17 protein-coding genes are annotated in these 22,723 nt (G+C 62.5%); 11 read left to right on the top strand and 6 right to left on the bottom strand.

Annotated features, from left to right (window positions below):
- Positions 1-103: 103 nt before the first annotated feature.
- On the top strand, positions 104-1,900 hold the full coding sequence (locus KTJ77_RS07625; RefSeq protein WP_217337813.1) for a lipase family protein: 1,797 nt from the start codon (positions 104-106) through the stop codon (positions 1,898-1,900).
- Here the strand turns inward: KTJ77_RS07625 and KTJ77_RS07620 are convergent.
- Positions 1,882-2,595, bottom strand: coding sequence for a helix-turn-helix domain-containing protein (locus KTJ77_RS07620; protein WP_217337812.1), 714 nt, complete (start codon positions 2,593-2,595; stop codon positions 1,882-1,884). The two genes, KTJ77_RS07625 and KTJ77_RS07620, sit on opposite strands and share 19 nt — an antisense overlap.
- Positions 2,596-2,730: 135 nt before the next feature.
- On the opposite strand from KTJ77_RS07620, the gene KTJ77_RS07615 reads away from it, so the two are divergent.
- Positions 2,731-3,951, top strand: coding sequence for a globin domain-containing protein (locus KTJ77_RS07615; protein ID WP_217337811.1), 1,221 nt, complete (start codon positions 2,731-2,733; stop codon positions 3,949-3,951).
- Positions 3,952-4,069: 118 nt separating this feature from the next.
- Here the strand turns inward: KTJ77_RS07615 and KTJ77_RS07610 are convergent, their stop codons facing one another.
- From KTJ77_RS07610 to KTJ77_RS07600, 3 genes are read right to left on the bottom strand one after another with little or no spacing between them, the layout of a single operon-like run.
- Positions 4,070-7,462, bottom strand: coding sequence for an error-prone DNA polymerase (locus tag KTJ77_RS07610; RefSeq protein ID WP_217337810.1), 3,393 nt, complete (start codon positions 7,460-7,462; stop codon positions 4,070-4,072).
- Positions 7,462-9,027 carry a DNA polymerase Y family protein gene (locus tag KTJ77_RS07605; protein ID WP_217337809.1) on the bottom strand — a complete coding sequence of 522 codons (1,566 nt, stop codon included), beginning with the start codon at positions 9,025-9,027 and terminating at the stop codon, positions 7,462-7,464. The genes KTJ77_RS07610 and KTJ77_RS07605 overlap by 1 nt, the downstream gene beginning before the upstream one ends.
- A complete protein-coding gene (locus KTJ77_RS07600) occupies positions 9,024-9,752 on the bottom strand; it encodes a hypothetical protein (protein ID WP_217337808.1) in 729 nt (242 codons plus the stop codon). Before KTJ77_RS07600 ends, KTJ77_RS07605 begins: the two co-directional genes overlap by 4 nt.
- Before the next feature lie 114 nt (positions 9,753-9,866).
- Here KTJ77_RS07600 and KTJ77_RS07595 point away from each other — a divergent pair, with 114 nt between their 5' ends.
- From KTJ77_RS07595 to KTJ77_RS07580, 4 genes are all read left to right on the top strand, one after another.
- Positions 9,867-10,163: a DUF1905 domain-containing protein gene (locus KTJ77_RS07595; RefSeq protein WP_217337807.1), complete on the top strand. Its 297-nt coding sequence runs from the start codon at positions 9,867-9,869 to the stop codon at positions 10,161-10,163.
- Positions 10,164-10,567: 404 nt separating this feature from the next.
- Positions 10,568-11,131, top strand: coding sequence for a prepilin peptidase (locus tag KTJ77_RS07590; protein ID WP_217337806.1), 564 nt, complete (start codon positions 10,568-10,570; stop codon positions 11,129-11,131).
- A gap of 131 nt (positions 11,132-11,262) precedes the next feature.
- The gene (locus KTJ77_RS07585; RefSeq protein ID WP_217337805.1) at positions 11,263-11,478 is read left to right on the top strand and encodes a response regulator; all 216 of its coding nucleotides are present in this window, start codon (positions 11,263-11,265) and stop codon (positions 11,476-11,478) included.
- Entirely contained in the window at positions 11,459-12,088 is a 630-nt protein-coding gene (locus KTJ77_RS07580) for a CYTH domain-containing protein (RefSeq protein WP_217337804.1), read from the top strand. The genes KTJ77_RS07585 and KTJ77_RS07580 overlap by 20 nt, the downstream gene beginning before the upstream one ends.
- Before the next feature lie 58 nt (positions 12,089-12,146).
- Here the strand turns inward: KTJ77_RS07580 and lpdA are convergent, their stop codons facing one another.
- A complete protein-coding gene (gene lpdA, locus KTJ77_RS07575; RefSeq protein WP_217337803.1) occupies positions 12,147-13,547 on the bottom strand; it encodes a dihydrolipoyl dehydrogenase in 1,401 nt (466 codons plus the stop codon).
- A 228-nt stretch (positions 13,548-13,775) separates the two neighbouring features.
- On the opposite strand from lpdA, the gene KTJ77_RS07570 reads away from it, so the two are divergent.
- The 3 genes from KTJ77_RS07570 to KTJ77_RS07560 all read left to right on the top strand — a co-directional run bounded on the left by KTJ77_RS07570 (position 13,776) and on the right by KTJ77_RS07560 (position 15,596).
- Positions 13,776-14,258 carry an FHA domain-containing protein gene (locus KTJ77_RS07570; RefSeq protein ID WP_217337802.1) on the top strand — a complete coding sequence of 161 codons (483 nt, stop codon included), beginning with the start codon at positions 13,776-13,778 and terminating at the stop codon, positions 14,256-14,258.
- The gene (locus KTJ77_RS07565; RefSeq protein WP_217338394.1) at positions 14,255-14,941 is read left to right on the top strand and encodes a MerR family transcriptional regulator; all 687 of its coding nucleotides are present in this window, start codon (positions 14,255-14,257) and stop codon (positions 14,939-14,941) included. Before KTJ77_RS07570 ends, KTJ77_RS07565 begins: the two co-directional genes overlap by 4 nt.
- Positions 14,942-15,050: 109 nt before the next feature.
- The gene (locus KTJ77_RS07560; RefSeq protein ID WP_147825878.1) at positions 15,051-15,596 is read left to right on the top strand and encodes a MerR family transcriptional regulator; all 546 of its coding nucleotides are present in this window, start codon (positions 15,051-15,053) and stop codon (positions 15,594-15,596) included.
- Positions 15,597-15,808: 212 nt separating this feature from the next.
- Here the strand turns inward: KTJ77_RS07560 and KTJ77_RS07555 are convergent, their stop codons facing one another.
- Complete coding sequence (locus KTJ77_RS07555) at positions 15,809-16,624, bottom strand: ParA family protein (RefSeq protein ID WP_217337801.1); 816 nt, start codon at positions 16,622-16,624, stop codon at positions 15,809-15,811.
- 72 nt (positions 16,625-16,696) lie between these two features.
- Here KTJ77_RS07555 and KTJ77_RS07550 point away from each other — a divergent pair, with 72 nt between their 5' ends.
- Both KTJ77_RS07550 and KTJ77_RS13700 read left to right on the top strand, forming a co-directional pair.
- A complete protein-coding gene (locus tag KTJ77_RS07550; RefSeq protein ID WP_217337800.1) occupies positions 16,697-20,104 on the top strand; it encodes a pyruvate carboxylase in 3,408 nt (1,135 codons plus the stop codon).
- Positions 20,105-20,170: 66 nt separating this feature from the next.
- Complete coding sequence (locus KTJ77_RS13700) at positions 20,171-22,723, top strand: MinD/ParA family protein (protein ID WP_367948860.1); 2,553 nt, start codon at positions 20,171-20,173, stop codon at positions 22,721-22,723.

Genomic DNA, 22,723 nt, shown 5'->3' with positions numbered 1-22,723 from the left:
CGAGAAGGCAGGTGCGTGGATCTCGGCGAATTCTGGATGGCGGGTACGACCTCGAGACCGCTAGGCTCGCCTCAGCTGCCCGCCCCCGCGAAACGAGTGTGACGTGACGTCCGATCCGACCTCCGCCCAACCGCGCGCGGGAGTATTTACCTGGCTACGAACGACCTATCGACGGCTCCCGACACCACCACGCTGGCTCGGGGCCGTGCTGGGTGTGGTCTGCGTTCTTGCGGGCCTCTACGTGATGTTTCGCCCGTTCCTGTCGTGGGGCGTGCTCATCGTTGTGCTCGTCGGTGCCTTACTCCTCGCGGCTGTCGCCGAGGTGGTGTCTGCGGGCCCGCTGTGGGCGCGCGTTGTGCGCGGCGTTGCCTGGTTCGTGGTCGCCGCCCTCGTCCTCTTTTGGCCGGGGCTGACGATCACCATGCTGGTCGCGCTGGTGGCCGCCTCGCTCGCGATCACCGGTGTCAGTAGAATCGTGCAGGCCGTGCGGGGGAGTCGCCCAGAACGCTTCGCCAGCGTCGTCTCCGGTATCGCCGCGATCCTGCTCGCGATCACGGCTCTGGCCTGGCCGGATGCCACGGTTTTCGTTGTCGCTGCCATCTTCGGTGTGCAGCTGGTGCTTTTTGGTGCTTCGCTACTCATGCGTGCCTGGCGAGGCCGAATTCGCAACACCCCAGGCTCCGGCGGTGCCGCCGTCGCGCGCAGTCGGGGTGCACGTTTGCGCGGTTCAATCGCCGCAACCCTCGCCTTCACCGGCTCGGTAGCGCTGCTTGTGGGTAGCCTCGCGCTGAGCGGCACGCCCCAACCCGGCCCCTTCTACGATGCGCCCGCACATCTGCCAGCGGAGCCCGGAATTTTGCTCGCATCGGAACCATTTGAGCGCGACGTGCCCGATGGTTCCGAAGGCTGGAAGATTTTGTACACCACGACAAATGGGGATGACGAGGTGATCGTTGCCTCCGGTCTTGTTGTGAGCCCGAAGGGTGCCAAGGCGAGCCCGGTCATCGCGTGGGCACACGGCACGACCGGCTTCGCGGTCGGCTGCGCGCCTTCGTTGCTGCCGCACCCGTTTGTTGCCGGTGGCATGCCTGCCACTGACGCTGTGCTTTCGGCGGGATGGAGTATCGTCGCGACGGATTATCCGGGTCTCGGTACCAGCGGAGTGCAACCGTATCTGATCGGTGAAGGCGAAGGACGAGCAGTGCTTGATGCGGTGCGTGCTGCCAGCCAGCTTGAGCACACATCGCTCGCCGGCGATACCGTCGTGTGGGGACACTCGCAGGGCGGGCACGCCAGCTTGTGGGCGGGTGGTCTCGCCTCGACATACGCCCCGGAACTGTCCATCGTGGGAGTGGCCGCAATGGCGCCTGCCAGCGACCTGCCCGTGTTGTTGACCGGCATCGCTGACGCGCCCATTGGTTCCGTTTTTGGGTCTTTCGCTCTGGCCGCGTACGCCGGGACGTACGACAACGTCGAATCGCAGGACTACGTGCGTCCTGGTGCGCAACTGATGATGCAGGAAATGCACGCACGGTGTTTGACCGACCCGGCGACGTTGGTGTCGTTAGCAACTGCGTTGAGCGCTGACGGAACCGTCTGGGCGCAGTCGCCTGGCAAGGGTGCGTTGGGTGCGCAGGCTACCGCCAACGTGCCGCGCATGCGGATCCTTGCGCCGGTACTGCTGGCGCAAGGACTGACCGACACCCTGGTGTTACCGACGATGCAGGAAGGCTACGTTGCCGATCAGTGTGATGCCGGGCAGGTGATTGATTACCGCGAGTACCCGGGCGCTGACCATATGGGGCTCGTTGCCGACACACAGTTGATGAGCGACCTGATGACGTGGACAGGTGATCGATTCGCCGGTGTGCCTGTGGTGGCTCAGTGCCCTGCGTCGTGAGCGGGTGTGGCCCGCTGACCTGAGGTGTTTGTCGCGGTGGTTACGCTCGGGCCGGCGGTGCGAGTCGTGTCGGCGCGGCCCGCCGTGTCCGCGCGGCGGGTAAGCATCACACGGCACTGATGCGCGGTGACGAAGGGCTGAAGTTTGCGGAGCGCAAGCGGTCCTTCGCTCTGGCGGAGCACGTCCTGTACGAGACGGGCGTGCACGCCGCACACCAGTGCGCGATCCTCGTCAATCATGTCGTGGTATCGGCACGGCGCGAGTTCAAACGTCAATGATGCTTCGTCGATGTGTGGTTCGAGGCCGGCGTCGTCGAGGTGCTCGTAGAGGACGTCAAGTTGGCGCTGCGCAGGCTCATCGAGCGGGGAGGCTTCTGCCGGGGTGATCGCCCGCAGCAGGCGTCCGCGTTCGTGTGCGCCTTCGATGCGTGCATGCGCCACCGGGTGGGCGGCGGCGTCGCGGACGGGGTGGTAGGTCACTGGTGGGCGACCTGCCGTGCCCACCTGAACGGTGTCGACGCGAATCAGACCCTCATCTTCGAGCACGCGCAAGTGATCGCGCACCGTATTGAGCGGGATGCCGGTTTCGGAGGCCAACTCACCAGCACGTCGTCCGGGGACTTGATGCACAGCGCGAAGCAGAATCAATCGACGCGGCTGGGTGAGCCCGCGAAAATCATGGGCACGACGAGGCATGTCTCCAAGGTAGGTCGTGAATGTGCACGATCGCTGGGCGGGCGACCGGATAAAAACGGTGAAAAAAATCATCGCCGCGACGCATCCGGGCGACAGTGGAACTGCTGCTGAAACCGCAACGAGAAAAGGACAGCCATGAAGCTCTCACCCGCGTCGGAAGCCATCGTCGCCGCGACCGCTGGCGTCGTCGCAGAACACGCTGAAGCCATCACCCGTGTGTTCTACCCGGCGATGTTCGAAGCGCACCCGGAACTGCTGAACGTGTTCAACCGCGCCAACCAGGCCATTGGCGAGCAGCCGAAGGCTCTGGCCGCGTCTGTCGTTGCATTTGCCGTCCAGCTCATCACACCGGATGCCCCGGATTTCTCGCCCGTCATGCGGCGCATCGCGCACAAGCACGTCTCGCTTGGCATTCCGGCGCGTTCGTACACGATCGTCGGACGCCACCTCCTTGACGCCGTCGGCACCGTGCTCGGCGATGCGGTCACACCGGAAGTGCGCGCCGCATGGGACGAGGTGTACTGGCTTTTTGCCACGGCTCTCATTGCCGAGGAAGCAAAACTGTACGCACTCGGCGGCACCAACCCGGATGACCCGTGGCGCGAATACCGTGTCGTTGAGCGTTCTGAAGAATCTGGCGATGCATTCTCGCTCGTTCTCGCGCCGCTTAGTGGTGAGACACCTGCGCACACCACTGGCCAGTACGTGGCTATCGCCGTTGACCTTCCGGATGGAACGCGCCAGCCCCGCCAGTACACGATCTCGTCTGGACCCCGCGGAGACGCCCTGCGCGTCACGATCAAGCGTGTGCACGGTGTGAACGGCACTCCGGATGGCCAGGTGTCGACGTGGTTGTACGAGAACGCGAAGCCCGGAACCGTTCTGCAACTGTCGCAACCTGCCGGTGACGTCGTGCTCGACAACTCGGACGAGCCGCTTGTTCTGGTGTCGGCGGGCATCGGCATCACGCCGGTCGCCGCGATCTTGGAAGACCTGTCGCGCCGTCAGCCCGACCGCACCGTGCGTCTGTTCCACGCCGACCGCGACCACGACTCGCACGCACTGTACTCATCGTTGCGGAGCCAGATCGTGTCAATGGGTGACGCCAAGGCGCAGAACTGGTACGAGGCGGGTGCCGATGTTGCGCCGACGATCCACCCGGCAAAGCCCGGCTACATGAACCTCGACGATGTTGACCTGCCGGTGAACCCACGCGTATTCATGTGTGGTCCGCTCGCCTTCATGCAGGCAGCGCGCACCACCCTGATCAGCCGCGGGGTGGCGAGCGACCGCATCCACTACGAGGTTTTCGGACCCGACCTGTGGGCGCAGCAGCCTGATATCGCTGCCGCGTAAGGAGTTCACCGCCATGGGGGCCCGGATGCGTTTCCGCACCCGGGCCCCCATGCGTTTCCGGAACCATGGCAGAAGCCGGCGACGACGTGGGCGTGTGTCTGTTGTCGTTGGCAGGGAATCAGCGGAAGTCTCGTGAGTTGTGCTGTAGCCCCACCCGGAGGTCTTCGAAGGCATCCGCGATGAGGTTCGTGACGCCCTCAGGGGAACGCTCCAAAATGCCGCGCGCAATGAGCGCGGGGGAGTCGCGCACGATGGCACGATACTTTTGCCATACGCCGACGGAACAGATCACGTTGGTGAGTCCGGCTTCGTCTTCGAGGTTGATGAAGGTGATGCCTGAGGCCGTTGCCGGGCGCTGTCGGTGTGTCACGAGCCCCGCAACGTACACGCGGCGCTCATTCTCATGGTTCCGCAATTCTCGTGAGGTGAGAACCCCGCGTGCATCAAGCTGTGCGCGGAAATGTGTCATCGGATGGTCGGTGGTGGATACTCCGGTTGCCCAGAGATCGGATGCAAGCGTCTCGTAGCTCGTGGGATCGGTGAACAGCGGCGGCTGCACAGCCATGACGGTACCGGGGAGAAACTCGGGGCGGTCAAGCGCCGCGTTGCCTGCAAGCCAGAGCGCTTCGCGCCGCGAAATACCGAGGCAATCGAAGGCACCGGCTGTGGCTAGTGCTTCGACTTGCGTCGAGGTGACGCCGGTGCGGCGCACCAGATCGTGAAGGTCGCGGAACATGCCGTTCTGGCGCCGCTCACTCACGATGCGTTGCGCGGTTGTCTCACCGACACCTGTCACACCGGCGAGACCGAGCCTGACCGCAAAAGCGCCATCGCGACGATGCCGTGCGGTATCTTCTGGCTCGTTGATGTCGAAGACGCCGACGGGCGATTGTTCTCGATGCGTGCACTGCTCGAGTCCGGTGGGCGAGGTGTCATCGCCCAGCGCTTCCATGCCGTCGGTGGCTTCGGAGAGCGCGAGATCAGGACGTAAGACCTGCACGCCATGACGGCGGGCGTCAGCAACTAGAGTCGCTGGCGAGTAGAACCCCATCGGCTGGGAGCGGAGGAGTCCGGCGAGAAACGCGGCTGGATAGTGCAACTTGAGCCAGGAACTGGCGTACACCAAAAGCCCGAACGAGAGCGAGTGGGATTCGGCGAACCCGAAGTTCGCGAACGCTTGAATCTTTGTGTAGATCGCGTCGGCTTCTTCGCCGCTCAGCCCGTTGCTCGCCATACCGGCATACAGCTTCTCTTTCAATGAATCGATACGCTCAAGCCCCCGCTTGGAACCCATCGCACGACGAAGGAGATCGGCGTCTTCACCAGAACAGTTACCGATGGCCATAGCCATCTGCATGAGCTGCTCTTGGAAGACCGGTATGCCCATGGTGCGCTCCAGCACGGGCTTGAGCTTGGGGTGCGGGTACGTGACCTTCTCCTGGCCCAGCTTGCGCCGCACGAACGGGTGTACCGCACCACCTTGAATGGGGCCGGGACGAATCAGGGCGATCTGAATGACGAGTTCGTAGAACCGGCGTGGCTGGAGACGGGGGAGGAGACCCATTTGTGCGCGGGACTCAACCTGGAAGACGCCGATAGAGTCGGCGCGGCACAGCATGTCGTACACGCCCTTTTCTTCTTTGGGGATGGTGTCGAGCGCCCAGCGCTCACCCGTGGTCTCAGCGATGAGGTCGAAGCAGTGTTGGAGGGCGGCCAGCATGCCAAGGCCGAGCAGATCAAACTTCACGAGCCCCATCCAAGCGGCGTCGTCTTTGTCCCACTGAATGACGGTGCGGTTCTCTTTTGTGGCGTGTTCGACAGGTACGACCTCACCGACCGGGCGATCCGTGAGCACCATGCCACCCGAGTGAATACCCAGGTGTCGCGGTGCTTTGAGAAGTTCAGTGGCGTACTCGATGACCTGGTCGGGAATATCGTGAGCGGTTTGGGTTGACAGCTCGGCACCCCAACGCTCGACCTGCTTCGACCAGGCGTCCTGTTGACCTGTGGAGTACCCCAGCGCCTTAGCCATATCGCGCACCGCATTCTTGGGGCGGTACTGAATGACGTTGGCGACCTGTGCAGCGCGCTCACGCCCGTACCGGCCGTACACCCACTGAATAATTTCTTCGCGACGATCGGAGTCAAAGTCGACGTCGATATCCGGCTCTTCATGACGAAGAGTCGATAAGAAGCGCTCAAACGGCAGGCCGTACGCGATCGCATCCACGGCGGTGATATGGAGGAGATAACACACCGCGCTGTTTGCCGCAGAACCGCGGCCCTGACAGAGGATGCCACGCCGCCGTGCTTCTTGCACGATGTCGTGGACGATGAGGAAATAGCCAGGAAAATCTTTACGCTCGATCACATCGAGCTCTCTATTGATGCGATCTCGATCTTCTGGCGTCAGGTTGGGGTATTTGTCTGGCACCGCCTCCCACACCAGGTGGCGAAGCCAACTCATCGGCGTGTGGCCGTCAGGAACCTCCTGTTTGGGGAGTGCAGGACGCGCTCGGCGGAGGGGAAAAGCCACTTCGTCGGCCAGCGTCACCGTGTTTGCTACCGCCCCTGGGTAGCGCCGGAACCGTGCCGTCATCTCCGCGCCTGAGCGCAGGAACGCGCCGCCGCTTGCGGGGAGCCACCCGTCGAGCTCTTCCATGCTGCGGTTTGCGCGTACCGCAGCGACCGCAGCGTGCAACCGGGCTTGCGGGGGCGTGGCGTAGTGCACGTTGTTTGTGGCAAGGGTTGGGAGGCGATGTTTGACTGCGAGCGCGGCAAGGGCATCGTTGCGCGCGGTGTCACGCGGATCTCCCTGATCGGTGAGTTCGACGTACACATTGTCGTGGCCGAAGAGCGCGGTGAGGCGATCAAGTTCTTGTGAAGCGGCGCTTTCGCTGATGTCCAGCGCTTGGCGCACCGAGCTCTTTCTACAGCCGGTAAGAACGGCCCACTCCTGGCCAGAAGCCGCGGCAAGTTCTTCCCAGACATACACAGGGCGTCCTTTTTGCCCGCCCTGCAGCTGGCCACGGGTGAGAGCGCCTGCAAGCCGGTGATAGCCTTGCTCACCCCGCGCGAGCACCAACAAATGCGTGCCAACCGGATCAGCCTCACCGTTTTGTCTGCTCGGCAATTGCAACGACAGTTCGCTACCAAACACAGTCTTGAGGTCAGTTTGCTCGGCAGCCTCCGCGAACCGCACGATGCCGTAGAAGCCGTCATGATCGGTTATCGCCATCGCGTGGAGCCCAAGACGATCTGCCTCTTCGACGAGTTCTTCCGGGCTAGAAGCGCCATCGAGAAAGGAGAACGAAGAGTGTGCGTGTAGCTCTGCATACGGAACCGCATCGTCAGGCCGTTGCCTTGGCGGGGCAACGTATTCACCGCGCTTGTGCGACCAAGCGGGGGAATCGCCGCCGTCCGCACCGGTGGGCGTCGTCTTGGCGCGCCGGGTTTCGGTGAGCGTGCGCTCGAGTTCGGACCATGAGATGGGGGGATTCGAAAAACCCATCAGTCATACCTCCCTTCGGCGCGCCACCGGGCGTCGTCGTACAGCACCACCCATGCACGAGAGTGCTCATCCACGACCTGAAAGCGATATCGCGGCTGTTGCTCCAGCCAGAAACGCTCCGCGAGTGGCCACGGACCCGCCCAGGAAGAAAGCCGGAGGCGCTGGCGCCCGACGACGAAATACTCTGGGGTTCCGGTGGTGTCGCCCCGGTCGGTGACATGCACACGTTCTCCGGTCGCGGTCAACACATCGATTTGGTCATCCGGTGCCAGTGTTGTCGGTAGTGGAGGCTCGAGGTGGCCGGGCCACGGGCGGTCGCGCGCGGCAGTTGTCACAACACGGTCGCCCCACGGAACCATGTGCTGGCGGTCATCGAGAAGTCGTCCGCCAGTGATCTCAGCGGTCACCACGCCCCGATGCCCGAGAATTGCCTGCACGCGGGAGAGCGCATGGTGAACACGCTGGTCTGGCCCTCGCCCGACGAGCGCGGGCTGATGGTGCACGGCACTATCCACCGCCTCCGGAATCAGCCTCACCTTCGCGATCGGGTTCTGCACCTGATCTGATTTTTCCCATGCCGCCTGGAGTTGCCAACGCACGCGGTCAACGAGGGCTGCGGCATCAAAACATGTTGGATGAAGCCATACGCGGTCAGACATGATGTCGCGATCATCGGTGAACTCAACACGAATCTCTGTGCACACCAACGCCGCAGCGGCGACCGCAGCGATAACCTCATCGGCCGTTTGGCGTACGGCAAACGCGACCTGCTCCGCAATCTCCAGCGGCGGCTCAAAAGCGATTTCACGAGCAAGCTCTGGTGGCGGCACGCGCGGCGTCATCTCTCGCGAATCGCGCCCGCCTGCCAACGCCTGCAACAGCGCCCCGCGCGCCGAGAGGCGGTCTCTCACGAGCGCTTCATCAAGTGCGGCAAACTGTCCGAGCGTATGCACGCCGAGGCGCGAGAGCAGACTGGCGATATCGGAGTCGTCGAGAATTGCGATCGGAAGGGGGGCGAGAAAAGTCGCAGCCTCGCCGACAGCGACGATGCGAATGCGCTGTTCTGCGGCATCAACGAGAGCAGTGCGTGCTGCTTGCTCGGCCGTAAACGGGCCATCAGCGATACCTGCATGAACGGTATCTACGCCGTGTTCTCGCGCCGCTTCAATGAGTACACGTGCGGCTTCTCGTTCGCCTCCGTAGTACCGGGAAGGGCCACGGGAACGCAGCATGCATAACCCAGGACGCACAATGTGAACGCCAGGAGCCTGCGCCTCAACGCGGGAGACGACGGGGCTAAACGCGCGCGCATCACGATCAGGGTCATGCGGCATGAGACGGAGGTCAGCACACGTCGCCTGTGCGTCGCGGCGTCGTTGCCCGCGTCGCACGCCGGCAGCGCGGGCCGCTGCGGAACACGCCACGATGGTATTGCCGTGGGTGACGGCAACGGGGGCGTCGGGGATCCAGCCGGTTGGCGTCGTGAGCGCACGCGCTGTTACCGGCCAATCGGGAAACCACAGGGCGATCGTGCGCTGTGGTGGAGGTGTGGTTGTCGTTGTCATGCGAGAGCCGTGAGATGTGCGCGACGATCGGTGGGAGCCGTGTCGACCGGCGCCAGAACGGGGGCAGCCGGGGGAGTGAACGGAACCACGGCGCCGGTGGGGCCAGGAAGTAATACTCGGGTGCGGCGGGTCGCGGGAAACCGCCGTCCGCGGGCTGAGATGGTTACGGCGCGTGACTGTAACGCCCCGTATCCGTTGCCAATGCCACGCCAATTGCTCTCCGAGATCGACAGCGTCGCCTCCGTGCCAGGCCACTCACCGAGCACTAAGAGAACCCCGCCGCGTTCGCGCAATCGGGCGCTGAGACGAGCCACATCAGCATCGCGAGGCCGATGTGGCGGACGGATCGCGATCACCGGAATGACCTCAGCGAGAGCGGCCACCACCGCCAACCAGCGATCGCCTGGGCGCGGAACCATAACAAAACGCTCCAACGCGATGCCGAAACCTTCGGCAGCTTCGGCGGAAAGTGAATCAAAACCCACCGCCGCACACCATGACCCCCCTGTTGAGGGCTCTGCCATGAGAGACAACATCACGCTGATTGATGAATCGATCGAATATGTTGCGCCTGGTTTTAAGCCGCCATCGAAGAACAATGGAACCAGGGGAGCAGAGACCGGAATGACTGCGGTGTCTGCGCGGCGGCGTTCAGCACGCTCAATCTGCTCACGCAGACCTTGCAGCGACGCGGGAGCAGAACTCGCGCGGAGGGGAACAGCCATAATCTCATCCTAGAAAGTATGTTCGATATTATCAACCTTTCCAACGACGCTACATCGAAGATCAGACATTGGCGATAATCGGCTTTCACGAGGCCGTGACGTTAGGGTTCAGCTATGCGAATCGAGTTTGAATCCCCGCTGTGGTTGTGGGAGGCCAAGGCGGAAGCCTGGACCTTTGTCACGGTGCCAACGGAACTCTCCGACATGATTCGTGAGATCCCACGCGCACCCCGCGGGTTTGGTTCCGTTCGCGTGCGTGCACACCTTGGTGATCAGGAGTGGAGCACCTCGATATTCCCGAGCAAGCAAGAGCGGGGCTACATCCTGCCCATTAAGCGCGCGATCCGAGAGACGGCAGGCATCGCGGTGGGGGATGTCTGTTCAATTCATTTGGATGTTATTGACGGCTAATCAGATCACTTTGTAGGTAATCGCTAGCGAAGGCGTGATGGATGCGAGATGGGGTCGATCTCGTGCACAAAATCCGGGAAATATTCTCGAATGGACTTGCATCTTTATGAGAACTGTCTCATGATTAAGAAGTCCCTGGCGCGGATATCCGCACTGCGAGAAGTCGAACACCCCTTAGTTCGTTTCGCGGAGTCCGCAATACCAGACCAAGACAGTTTCTGAAGACTGTCAGGATTCGGTCCGGCCCATTCGTCCCCACGAGGCCGGGCCGAATCCTTTTTTGTCCACAGGTGGCTGCGAGTCACCCCACGGGCATGCCGCACTCAGTACGCTCCCACCTGGGAGGGTCAATGCGGTCAACGCACCAAAAAACACGCGAAGCACTTCACGCCCATACCGTCGCCATGGTGGGGCTGACTGTCGTCGGGGTCGCCCTCACGCTCATCTTCTGGCTTGGTGGTGGTTTTGAAGGCGCCAACCCCGCAGGCGGGTGGGTGAGTAATGCCGTAATTACTGTGACGCTGAGTGGGCTCGCGCTTTCCTGTGCTTGCCTGGTCATTACTGACTTCACGCACCACCTCCTGCCGCACGTTCTCCTTGTGCCCACGGCTGTCGGAGTGCTCCTTGGCATGTTCGTCGCTTGGCTTGCTGGGGCTGATGCTGGCGCCGCACTGCGCGGGCTGGCACTCGGCGTCGCCGCCGGTATCGTTCTCTTCGCCGTCGCTTTGCTTCCCGGCACCGGGTTGGGTGGCGGTGACGTCAAGCTGGCAGCCCTGTTGGCGACCGTTCTCGGCTGGCTGCACCCGCCTGCCCTCCTCATCGCACTGGTGTGTGCGCTGCTGTCGGCGACGATATTCGCCGTGTTCTTGATCGGCGCGCGAAAGGCGACTCTTGCCTCCGCAATACCGCTCGGCCCCTTCTTAATTCTTGGGGCGTGGGGTGCGCTGGCCGTCAGTCTCTTCTTCTGAAAGATGGCGACAGCGGAACCAGGAGGAATTCATGAGGAAAATGAGAAGAATGAGAGCCTGAAATTTGTGCACGTCTGGCGCACTCGCGTGTGGCGTAGCTCGTTGCGGTACCCCTGGTCTACAGTGTGGTCATGGCTATTGCACGACTCACGGGCGGTCCGCTCGACGGTCAGTTCATCCCGATGAAAGATGCTGACGAAACGCAACTCATCCTGCCGTATTCCGAGGGGCAGCTGATCTACCGCCGCGTCGGTGCCGCAGAGAACACCGGCGACAGCGACGGCGCAACACAGATCGCTTTTGCCTACGACGAGTCCACGGAACCCCTTGACCCCGCCGACGACTGAACCAGAACGCTCAATCGAGATCGAGCACACCTACGACGTCGACGCCGACACGGCCGTACCCGATTGGGCAACGCTAGCTGGTATTGCCTCGGTGGAAGGGCCGGAACACCGCAGCCTCGACGCCCACTACGTCGACACTGCTGAGGCGGGGCTCGGACGCCGTGGCGTCGCGATTCGTCGACGGACGGGTGGCCCTGATGCCGGCTGGCATTTAAAGGGGCCGCTGATCGATGAAGCTCGCGTCGAATTGCACTGGCCGCTGGGCGACGATCACGACATTCCCGAAGCCATTCGCGAAACCGCAGCCACGTGGGCGCCAGGACTCCTGGTTCCGCTTGCGCGAATCCGTAGCGAACGAGACGCCTACATCCTCCGCGACGCGCAGGGGGGAGTGGTCGCTGAGTTTGTCGATGACCGCGTTATTGCTGTCGATCTCCGCGAAGGCACAGAGCGTACGTGGCGCGAATGGGAGTTTGAGCTTGGCTCCGCAGCCCCCACCGACCGCACGCTTCGCACCGCGTTGTTTGCGGCGGCCCGTGACATTGCTTACGCGCAGGGCGCACGCGCCGCGTCGTCGGCGTCGAAGCTGGCCCGCGCCCTCGGTCAGTAAGCCTGATAGACAAAAGAGGCGGCTCCCCGAAGGGAACCGCCTCTTTTAGCGTGTCGGATCAGAAGTTGATCATGTGGCCTGCGAGACCGTGGAAGGTCTCCTGCAGGGCCTCAGACAGCGTCGGGTGCGTGTGTACGTTACGTGCCATCTCAACGGCCGTGAGGTCCCATTTCTGAGCCAGCGTCAGTTCAGGCAGGAGTTCCGAAACGTCAGGGCCGATCATGTGGGCACCGAGAAGTTCGAGGTGCTCAGCGTCAGCGATGACCTTGACGAAACCGACGGGCTCGCCGAGGCCGTGTGCCTTGCCGTTTGCCATGAACGGGAAGACCGAAACCTTGATCTCGTGGCCCTCGTCCTTTGCCTGCTGCTCGGTGAGGCCGAACGATGCGACCTGCGGCTGGCAGAACGTGGCTCGCGGCATCATGCGGTAGTCGCCAAGCGTCTGCGTCTCGGCGTTGCCGATCGTCTCAGCGGCAACGACGCCCTGCGCTTCAGCGACGTGCGCCAGCTGGAGTTTGGCGGTGACGTCACCGATTGCGAAGATGTGCGAAACGTTCGTGCGCATGTAGTCGTCAATGGCAATAGCGCCGCGCTCGGTGAGCTCGACACCGGTGTTCTCCAGGCCGTAGCCGGTGACGTTCGGTGCGAAACCAACCGACATCAAAACCTTGTCGGTCTCGATGGTCGCGGTGTTGCCGTCCTTGCCCGTGTAGGTCACGGTGACCGACGAACCGCCGTCTACGACCGACTCAACCTTGGTCGAGGTAAGAATGTCGATGCCGTAGTTGCGGTACTGCTTCTGAATTTCCTTCGAGACGTCGGGGTCTTCGTTGGGAAGAGCGCGGTCGAGGAACTCAATGATGGTGACCTTGACGCCGTAGTTGGAGAGCACGTAGGCGAACTCCATCCCAATGGCACCAGCGCCGACGATGACGATCGAGCCGGGCAGGTCGCGCGTCAGGATCTGCTTTTCGTACGTGACGACGTTTTCGCTGAGTTCAACGCCAGGCAGCAGGCGCACGGTCGAACCGGTCGCGATGATGACGTTGTCAAACGTGACGGTCTCGGTCGAGCCGTTGTTCAGGGTGACCTGGATCGACTTCGCGTCGATGAAGGAACCGCGGCCGTCGTATTCGGTGACCTTGTTCTTCTTCATCAGGTAGTGGATGCCCTTGACGCGGCCGTCGGCAACGTCGCGGCTGCGGTCGAAAGCCACACCAAAGTCCATGGAGATGTTCTCTCCAGTGATACCGAAGAAATCAGCCTTGTGCGCAAGCGTGTGCGCAAGTTCGGCGTTCTTCAGCAGTGACTTCGAGGGAATGCATCCCACGTTGAGGCAGACGCCGCCCCAGTACTTCTCTTCAATGATGGCCGTTTTCAGACCAAGCTGTGCGCTTCGCACGGCCGCGACGTAACCGCCGGGGCCGGCACCGAGGATGACGACGTCGAAATGTGGCATGCCATAAGCCTACAAGGCCGCGCGCACGTCGGAGACCGAAGATCATGGTGTTGCCTCTGCGCTGCACTCTGACCAGTTGCACGGACGGTCGTCAGAGAGGCGGAACCCGCAATAGGGGTGCGAATAGCGGCAGAAATCCGTATGATCGCACCCCAGATACTGGGATGGAAAAGATTCGGCTCTCGACCCCGGAAGCAATTCAGATAGGGTTGAAGGAAGGAGGCCAGCGTGTCAGAAGTACAAGGACAAAACCCGTTCCGCGACGGTCACGAACCGCGCGAAGCGGCGACGGACACCACGCAGACATTCGGACACGACTCCGACCTGTCGTTTATTCCGTTTGGTGTTGAACTATCAGATGTTGAGCTCGAAGCTATCGGGGCGCTGCCTCATGGCGCGGCGCTGCTGATCGTTCGCTCCGGCCCAACCGCCGGTGCGCGTTACCTCGTTGACACCGATGTGACGACGATTGGTCGCCACCCGGACGCGGATATTTTCTTCGACGATGTCACGGTGTCCCGTCGTCACGCGGAGATTCAGCGCGCTGCGGGCGTCTTCGAGCTCATCGATCAGCGCTCGCTGAACGGTTCGTACCTCGAGGGGGAGCGCGTCGACCGCGGTGTGCTCACGAATGGTTCCGAGCTGCGCATCGGCAAGTTCCGCATGAACTTCTTTTCATCGCCCGCTGACGTCTCGAGCTCCGCGTCATAATGTCGAGCACCGCACGCGAACGTTCCTCCGCTGGCGGCCTGCTGAGCATCGGCCAGGTTCTTGCGCGTTTGGAGAATGAGTTTCCCGGGTTATCGAGCTCGAAGCTTCGATTTCTTGAGGCTCAAGGAATCGTCAACCCGGCGCGCACCGAATCCGGTTATCGCAAGTTTTCACATGCAGATGTTGAGCGGGTGCGTCTCGCGCTGACGCTGCAGCGTGACCACTATCTTCCGCACTCCGTTATTCGTGAGCATCTGGCAGATATCGATGCTGGCAACAGCCCCGATGTTCCCGTGCCTCCTTCGATCCACTCGTCGGCACGCCGGTACAAGCGCGCCGACCTGCTTGCAGCGGCGTCTGCGCCCACGCAGCTGCTGAACGATGCGATCTCGACCGGTGTGCTCGTGGCGGCAGAGTCGTACGGGGAAGACGCCGTGACGCTGTTGCGCGCTCTCGTCGCACTTGACCGTCACGGTATCGAGCCCCGCCACGTGCGCGGCATGCGGCAGACCGCTGAGCGTGAAGTTGCGCTGATTGAGTCGGCACTTGCGGCGTATTTGCGACGCTCCGACGCGACCTCGCGGGCGCGCGCTGATGAGTTGGCACCCGAGTTGGCAAACCGCCTGGATGAGGTTCGCCGCATGTTTACGCAGAACGCTCTGGAGCGGATGCTGTCGTCGTAATCGGACCGTGATGAAACACGCGGCGACGCGCGCATCGAATGTGCTGGTTCCGGGCGACACACTGCTCTAGGTTTGAAGTAGTTGTTGAAGCTTTTGAGGAGGTGCGGGCATGGAGCTCGACGCGAGCAACCCTGATGCCACGTTGACGGCTGACCTTCTCTTCACGGACGGTATGCCGGAGCTGAGCAATGAGGTCGGTTACACGGGCAAGCAGGCAGCGAAGGCTGCCGGCATCACGTACCGACAGCTTGACTACTGGGCACGCACCGAGCTGGTAGAGCCCACCGTGCGTGGCGCTTCCGGTTCTGGGTCGCAGCGCCTCTATGGCTTCCGCGACATCCTGGTGTTGAAGCTCGTGAAGCGACTTCTTGACACCGGCATTTCGCTGCAGCAGATCCGCACCGCCGTTGAGCAGCTTCGCGCTGCCGGCATCCGTGATCTTGCGGGCACCACGCTGATGAGTGATGGCGCTTCTGTTTACCTGTGCACATCCAACGATGAGGTCATCGACCTTGTGAGCCGCGGCCAGGGTGTGTTTGGCATTGCGGTCGGCAAGGTTTTGCACGAGGTGGAGTCCACGCTCTTGGAGTTTGATCCGACGGCGCCTGACCCGGTCGACGAACTGGCAGCGCGCCGCGCACGTCGCACCGCCTAACGAATAAAACCCCCGTCAGATGATGGGGGTTTTTCGCGCACCATGCGTGATGTGTCTCCTGCGCGAATGCGTGCTGATGTGCGCGTATGAGTGGCAATGCACACGGAAATGAAACAAATCGTAATGCTGGATGAAATTCTCACAAAGAATTTCGGCGGTCATCGTTCGCCTGTTTTAGGCACGACAATTACCGCGTAGTGCGGGCCGAAACTTTACGGACCGGTGGGCGCATCGTTGCTGACCGGGATGCGGCCAGCCCGAATGATGCGGTCAAGCAGAGCGTCAAAGTCGGCGGCCAATTCTTGCGCCGAGTCGCCAGGCCAGATGTGCAGGGGCTTTGCAGCGCCCTGGGCTTGCTGGAGCGATGTGCGCTCAGGCAGCTGCGGTGACAGTACCAGCGGGCCGAACATGTCGCGCAGCTCCTTGATACGGAACTGGTGCTCGATCGACTGCGGGCGCACACGGTTCACCACGATGCCAAGCGGCTGGAGACGAGGGGAGAGGCCACGGCGGATCTCTTCAATCGCACGCAGCGCGCGGTCAGCGGCGGCAACCGAGAAAAGCCCTGGTTCCGTCACAACTACCACGCGGTCAGACGCAGCCCACGCGGTGCGCGTGAGAGCGTTCAACGATGGTGCGCAGTCGATTAAAACCAGGTCGTAGTCGGCCTCGATCGTCGCCAGGGCCTCTTCCAGCTTCCAGACATCGCGCACGCTCGGGTGCGGTCCGTCGAAGTTGATGGCCGAAGGGCTACCAATCAAAACGTCAATGGTTCCCGGGTGCACCTTCGCCCACCCGGAAGTCGTGATCGCTTGGCGAACCACCTTCTCCTTGGGGTTGGCGAGAACATCCGCGATGTTGAGGCGTCCGGCGACCTGAATATCAAGGCCGGTCGAAACGTCGGACTGCGGGTCGAGATCGACTACAAGCGTCCGGATTCCTCGGGCGAATGCGGCCGACGCCAGACCCAGGGTTACGGTCGTCTTGCCGACGCCGCCCTTGAGAGAGCTGACAGATAGTACGTGCACAATCAACCACGTTACCTTCCCCTAGGCTGGGGATGCTATTTCCCCCGCTCCAAATCGGAAGTCCGAGGTGCCATGTTCTCCAAGATCCTCGTCGCAAACCGCGGTGAAATCGCGATTCGTGCTTTTCGCGCGGCCTTTGAGGCCGGCGCACGAACCGTGGCTGTGTTTCCCTATGAAGACCGCTTCTCGCTCCACCGCCTGAAGGCGGACGAGGCTTACCAGATCGGCGAAGTTGGGCACCCTGTGCGCGCTTACCTCGATGTGGACGAGATTATTCGGGTGGCTCTGGAGAGTGGCGCTGACGCCATCTACCCCGGCTACGGATTCCTCTCTGAGAACCCGGAACTGGCTGCCAAAGCCGCAGCCAATGGCATTACGTTTATCGGCCCTCCTGCGAATGTGCTGGAAATGGCTGGAAACAAGGTCACCGCGAAGGAACACGCCATCGCGGCGGGTGTTCCGGTGCTCCGTTCGACTGACGCTTCTGACGACGTCGATGCCCTTGTTGCGCAGGCCGATGACATCGGCTTCCCGCTGTTTGCCAAGGCGGTCGCCGGTGGTGGTGGTCGCGGTATGCGCCGTGTCGAGACGAAGGCCGAGTTGGCCCCTGCTCTCGCCGAAGCGATGCGCGAAGCCGGGAGCGCTTTCGGTGACCCGCGCATGTTCCTTGAGCAGGCGGTTCTTCGTCCCCGTCACGTTGAGGTGCAGATCCTTGCGGACGCACACGACAACACGGTGCACCTCTTTGAGCGTGACTGCTCGGTGCAGCGTCGTCACCAGAAGGTCGTCGAGATTGCTCCGGCACCCAACCTGGATGAGAACATCCGTCAAGACCTGCACCGCTATGCGGTCGCTTTCGCCGAGTCGATCGGTTACGTCAACGCCGGAACCGTAGAGTTTCTGCTCGAGACGGCGGGCCCGCGTACGGGCGAAGTCGTGTTTATCGAGATGAACCCGCGCATCCAGGTGGAGCACACCGTCACCGAAGAGGTCACCGATGTTGACCTCGTGCAGGCGCAGATTCGCATTGCTTCGGGCGCTTCGCTCGATGACCTCGGTCTTCGACAGGAAGACATTCACCTGCGTGGCGCCGCGTTGCAGTGCCGTATTACGACGGAAGACCCGACGCAGGGGTTCCGCCCCGACACCGGCAAGATCACGACGTACCGTTCGCCCGGTGGTGCAGGCATCCGTCTTGATGGTGGAACCACGGCTGCGGGCTCACAGATCAGCCCGCACTTTGACTCCATGCTGTCGAAGCTCACGTGCCGTGGCCGCGACTTCCGCGCCGCAGCGTCGCGCGCTCGCCGTGCGCTCGCTGAGTTCCGTATCCGCGGCGTCTCCACGAACATCCCGTTCCTGCAGGCAGTGCTTGACGACGAAGACTTCCTGGCCGGAAACCTCTCCACCTCGTTCATTGACGAGCGTCCCGAGCTGTTGCAGGGTCGCGAGTCGAAGGACCGCGGATCCAAGGTGCTGAACTGGCTCGTCGATGTGACGGTCAACAAGCCGAATGGAGTCAACCCGATCACGGTAGAGCCGCGCACCAAGCTGCCTGCTCTCGACCTGAAGGTTCCGGCACCAGCGGGCTCGCGACAGAAGCTACAGGAGCTGGGTGCCAAGGGCTTTGCCAGCGCACTTCGCGAGCAGACCGCGCTGGCGGTCACCGACACCACGTTCCGTGACGCCCACCAGTCGCTGCTTGCGACCCGCGTGCGCACGAAGGACCTGCTGGCTGTTGCGCCTTACGAAGCGCGCCTGCTGCCGCAGCTGCTCTCCGTTGAGGCGTGGGGCGGCGCGACCTATGACGTTGCACTTCGCTTCCTGGGTGAAGACCCGTGGGAGCGTCTCGCTGCGCTGCGCGAAGAGCTACCGAACATCAACATTCAGATGTTGCTGCGTGGTCGCAACACGGTTGGTTACACCCCGTACCCGACGGAAGTCACCGACGCTTTCGTCGCTGAAGCCGCGGCGACGGGTGTTGACATCTTCCGCATCTTTGACGCGCTGAACGACGTCAGCCAGATGCGTCCCGCAATTGAGTCGGTGCTGGCAACCAACACCGCGGTCGCAGAAGTTGCCCTGTGCTACACGGGGGATCTGATGAACCCGAAAGAAACGCTCTACACGCTCGATTACTACCTGCGCCTCGCAGAGCAAATGGTCGATGCTGGTGCGCACATCCTCGCGATCAAGGACATGGCGGGTCTGTTGCGTCCTGCAGCGGCCTCCAAGCTCGTCACGGCCCTCCGTGAGCGCTTTGATCTGCCCGTGCATGTTCACACCCACGACACCCCTGGAGGCCAGCTAGCAACGCTCCTGGCCGCTGCTGCAGCAGGGGCAGATGCCGTTGACGTCGCATCGGCACCGATGGCCGGAACCACGAGCCAGCCGTCGATGTCAGCGCTTGTCGCCGCGTTGTCGCACACCGAGCGTGACACCGGCCTTGACCTGGACGCAGTCGCGGGTCTGGAACCATACTGGGAGGCGGTACGACACATGTACGGCCCGTTCGAGTCGGGTCTGCCCGGCCCGACAGGTCGCGTCTACCACCACGAGATTCCGGGTGGTCAGCTGTCGAACCTTCGCCAGCAGGCTATTGCACTGGGCTTGGCTGATGACTTCGAGCTCATCGAAGACATGTACGCCGCATCAGACCGCATCCTTGGCCGCGTCCCCAAGGTGACGCCGTCGTCGAAGGTCGTTGGCGACCTCGCGCTCTACCTGGCAGCCGTTAAGGCTGACCCGGCAGACTTCGAAGCCAACCCGGAGAAGTACGATGTGCCGGATTCTGTGGTCAGCTTTATGGCTGGCGAGCTGGGCGATTTGCCTGGCGGATGGCCGGAGCCGTTCCGCTCCAAGGTGCTCGCGGGCCGTGATGTGAAGTCTGCGCTGACCGAGTTGACTGCTGAGCAATCGGCGGCCTTGAATGCTGACTCGTTGACGCGCCGCGACATGCTCAACCAGTTGCTGTTCCCCGCACCGACGAAGATCTTCGCTGAGATGCGTGAAAAGTACGGCGACCTGTCGAAGCTCGACACCGCTGACTACCTTTACGGACTCGCGGAGGGCACCGAGCACGCGATCGATCTCGATCGCGGTGTTCGCCTCTTCTTCGGACTTGAGGCGATTGGTGCCGCAGATACCAAGGGCATGCGCACCGTGATGACAACGCTGAATGGTCAGCTTCGTCCGGTGTTTGTGCGTGACCGCGGCATCGAGGTCGAAGCGCGCGAAGCCGAAAAGGCGGACACCTCAAAGCCTGGTCAGGTGGCAGCTCCGTTCTCGGGCGTCGTCACGATCAAGGCTGCCGTTGGCGACAAGGTGGAGGCTGGCCAGCCGGTGGCATCGATCGAAGCGATGAAGATGGAAGCCGCCATTACGGCACCCGTTGCCGGTGTGGTGGAGCGCATCGCGATCGGCGCAACACAGCAGGTGGAGGCTGGCGATCTTTTGGTCGTAGTGCGTCCGGCGCATTAGCCTAGTGCGGGCGAGAAATCTCGCGGCAACAGGAGAGTGAACGCAGTGGCGTCTGATCGTAACAACATGGATTCCAACGAGGAACCGGAAAACGGAGTACTCGCGGAGTCCAGCGACATCGACACATCGTCGCTCGGCTTCCTTGGCGGCAACACCGCGCAGATCAGTGTGATCTTGCCTGGTACCGCGGCGGATGACGACGACGACCTCGTTGATGACGATGTCGACGACGTGCATCTTCTGTTTGACGCGCTTCTCAACCCCGAAATCGCACCGGTGTCGGCCTCCGATGCAGCTGACGTCATTATCGAAACCACGGTTCCGATTGATGACGCGGAGGCCGGCACCGCCATTACTCATGAGCCGCTCCTCGACGAACCAGTCGCTGAGATGGTGGTTCCGGAACCAGCAAAGAAGTCCAAGGGCCGCCTCGGTAAGCGCAAGGCGACAGAGCCGGCTGTTTCGGCCGCTGAAGACGATGAAGACGTCGTCATCGCCGAGCTGGAAGATACCGACTCAGGTATGTCCGTCGAAAGTGACGTAGACGCCGAGGATGCCGAGCTCGAGGACGACGACGCTGCGGAAACGGTGATCGCTGAGCCTGCTCACGACGCTGACGACGAAGCTGCCGCTGAGGCTGCGCGTGTGGCTGAGGAGGAAGCTGAAGCTGCTCGCGTCGCTGAGGAAGCCGCCGCTGCTGAGGCTGCGCGTCTCGCTGCGGAGGAAGCTGCTGCTGAGGAGGCGGCTGCTGAGGCTGCTCGTGTGGCTGAAGAAGAAGCTGCCGCTGAGGCTGCTCGCGTCGCTGAAGAAGAAGCTGCTGCTGCTGAGGCTGAGCGTCTCACTGCGGAGGAGGCCGCTGCTGAGGCTGCTCGTGTGGCTGAAGAAGAAGCTGCCGCCGAAGCTGCTCGCGTCGCGGAGGAAGAAGCTGAGGCCGCTCGCGTCGCTGAGGAAGCCGCAGCTGCGGAGGCTGCTCGCGTCGCGGAGGAGGAAGCCGCTGAGGCTGCCCGTGTGGCTGAGGAGGAAGTGGAAGCTGCTCGCGTCGCTGAGGCTGCGCGTCTCGCTGAGGAAGCTGCTGAGGCCGCCCGTCTCGCTGAGGAAGAGGTTGCTGCTGAGGCCGCCCGTGTGGCTGAGGAGGAAGCTGCCGCTGAAGCCGCCCTCGTCGCTGAAGAAGAAGCTGAGGCTGCTCGCGTCGCTGAGGAAGAGGCTGCCGCTGAGGCCGCCCGAGTGGCAGAGGAAGAGGCTGAGGCCGCTCGTCTCGCTGAAGAGGCCGAGGCTGCTCGTCTCGTGGAGGAGGCTGAGCGTGCGCAGGAAGCTGCGGCAACGCAAGAGGCTCCTGTGCTCGAGGAAGAAGCCGACGCGGCGGCAACGCTGCCGGAATCGGCCGCAGATGGCGACTCCGCTGACGCTGACAACGACGAGTCCGATGACCATGAAACGGACAATGAGCGCGCGGATTCCGCGCGCGATGCATCGGATGTGACCGATGAGATTTTCGCGGAGGATGCGGATGTCGATGACGCACCTGCCGCTGATATGAACGATATGGAAGAGGAAACCCCTGTGACTGGTGCGGCTGATCCGACGGCAAAGCGTGATCCGCGCGACCTTGAGCGTGTGAAGACGCGACAGGAAATCCCGATGACGTCCAAGCGCCTTGACGATCTGAGCTCGGCGTCGCGGGAGACCAGCGATTTGCTGACCGCCGACCGTTTGCTTGACCGCTCGCAACTCGCAAAGCCCGAGCCGGAGGGCGCATGGCGACACCTCGTCTACTCAATGACAGGCAAGCGCATCAACCTGGGCGACAGCAAGCGCGCACGTGCACGTAAAGCGCTGACCGCACAGATCGCGGCACCACTTGCGGGCGGAAGCCGTTTTGTTCCCGTCCTCAGCCGCAAGGGTGGCGTCGGAAAGACGACCGTCACTGCGCTTCTCGGAATGGCTCTCGCCGATGCTCGCGACGACCGCGTGATCGCTGTTGACGCGAACCCGGACCGCGGAACCCTCGCGGAGCGTATCGCTCGTCCGACGTCAAAGACGGTTCGCGACCTGGTTCGCGCCCGCAACGATATCCGTGGCTACAACGATCTCTCCGACATCGTGGCTCGCGACGAAACCCGCCTCGATGTCTTGGCGAGTGATTCTGACCCGCGCGTCTCCGAAGCGTTCAGCGACGACGATTACCGTGCGGTTGCCGACGTTACGGCGCGCTACTACTCGCTCGTGCTGACCGATACCGGAACCGGTATCGTGCACTCCGTCATGGGTGCGACGCTCGACCTGGCAGACCAGCTCATCATTGTCGCCGGTCTCAGCGTTGATGAAGCCAAGCTCGCTTCCGAGACCCTCACGTGGCTGGAAACAAACGGGTATGCGCAGCAGGCGCAGAACGCGATCGTGGTCCTCAACCAGGCCTCGGTTGGTACGCCGCTTATCCACCGCAACGAGCTGGAATCGCACTTCCGCACGCGGGTTCGCGAGGTCGTGAGCATTCCGTACGATCCGATGATCGCCACGGGTTCGGCTATTTCCTTCCGCGACCTGCAGCCGGAGACGCGCGAAGCTGCTCGTACGCTTGCGGCCAAGGTTATTGACGCGCTGCGCAAGCCCGCGAGCTGA

Origin of the sequence: Microbacterium sp. NC79, assembly GCF_019061125.1 — a bacterium.
In the GTDB taxonomy this organism is placed as follows: domain Bacteria; phylum Actinomycetota; class Actinomycetes; order Actinomycetales; family Microbacteriaceae; genus Microbacterium.
Note: the sequence above shows the minus strand (reverse complement) of the source record. Positions and strands in the feature narration are given on the sequence as shown.

Bases quoted from the DNA above. Each gene is read 5' to 3' on its own strand.
- KTJ77_RS07620 (WP_217337812.1), bottom strand. From the start codon at position 2,595: ATGCCTCGTCGTGCCCATGATTTTCGCGGGCTCACCCAGCCGCGTCGA.
- KTJ77_RS07615 (WP_217337811.1), top strand. From the start codon at position 2,731: ATGAAGCTCTCACCCGCGTCGGAAGCCATCGTCGCCGCGACCGCTGGC.
- KTJ77_RS07610 (WP_217337810.1), bottom strand. From the start codon at position 7,462: ATGGGTTTTTCGAATCCCCCCATCTCATGGTCCGAACTCGAGCGCACG.
- KTJ77_RS07605 (WP_217337809.1), bottom strand. From the start codon at position 9,027: ATGACAACGACAACCACACCTCCACCACAGCGCACGATCGCCCTGTGG.
- KTJ77_RS07600 (WP_217337808.1), bottom strand. From the start codon at position 9,752: ATGGCTGTTCCCCTCCGCGCGAGTTCTGCTCCCGCGTCGCTGCAAGGT.
- KTJ77_RS07595 (WP_217337807.1), top strand. From the start codon at position 9,867: ATGCGAATCGAGTTTGAATCCCCGCTGTGGTTGTGGGAGGCCAAGGCG.
- KTJ77_RS07590 (WP_217337806.1), top strand. From the start codon at position 10,568: ATGGTGGGGCTGACTGTCGTCGGGGTCGCCCTCACGCTCATCTTCTGG.
- KTJ77_RS07585 (WP_217337805.1), top strand. From the start codon at position 11,263: ATGGCTATTGCACGACTCACGGGCGGTCCGCTCGACGGTCAGTTCATC.
- lpdA (WP_217337803.1), bottom strand. From the start codon at position 13,547: ATGCCACATTTCGACGTCGTCATCCTCGGTGCCGGCCCCGGCGGTTAC.
- KTJ77_RS07560 (WP_147825878.1), top strand. From the start codon at position 15,051: ATGGAGCTCGACGCGAGCAACCCTGATGCCACGTTGACGGCTGACCTT.
- KTJ77_RS07550 (WP_217337800.1), top strand. From the start codon at position 16,697: ATGTTCTCCAAGATCCTCGTCGCAAACCGCGGTGAAATCGCGATTCGT.
- KTJ77_RS13700 (WP_367948860.1), top strand. From the start codon at position 20,171: ATGGATTCCAACGAGGAACCGGAAAACGGAGTACTCGCGGAGTCCAGC.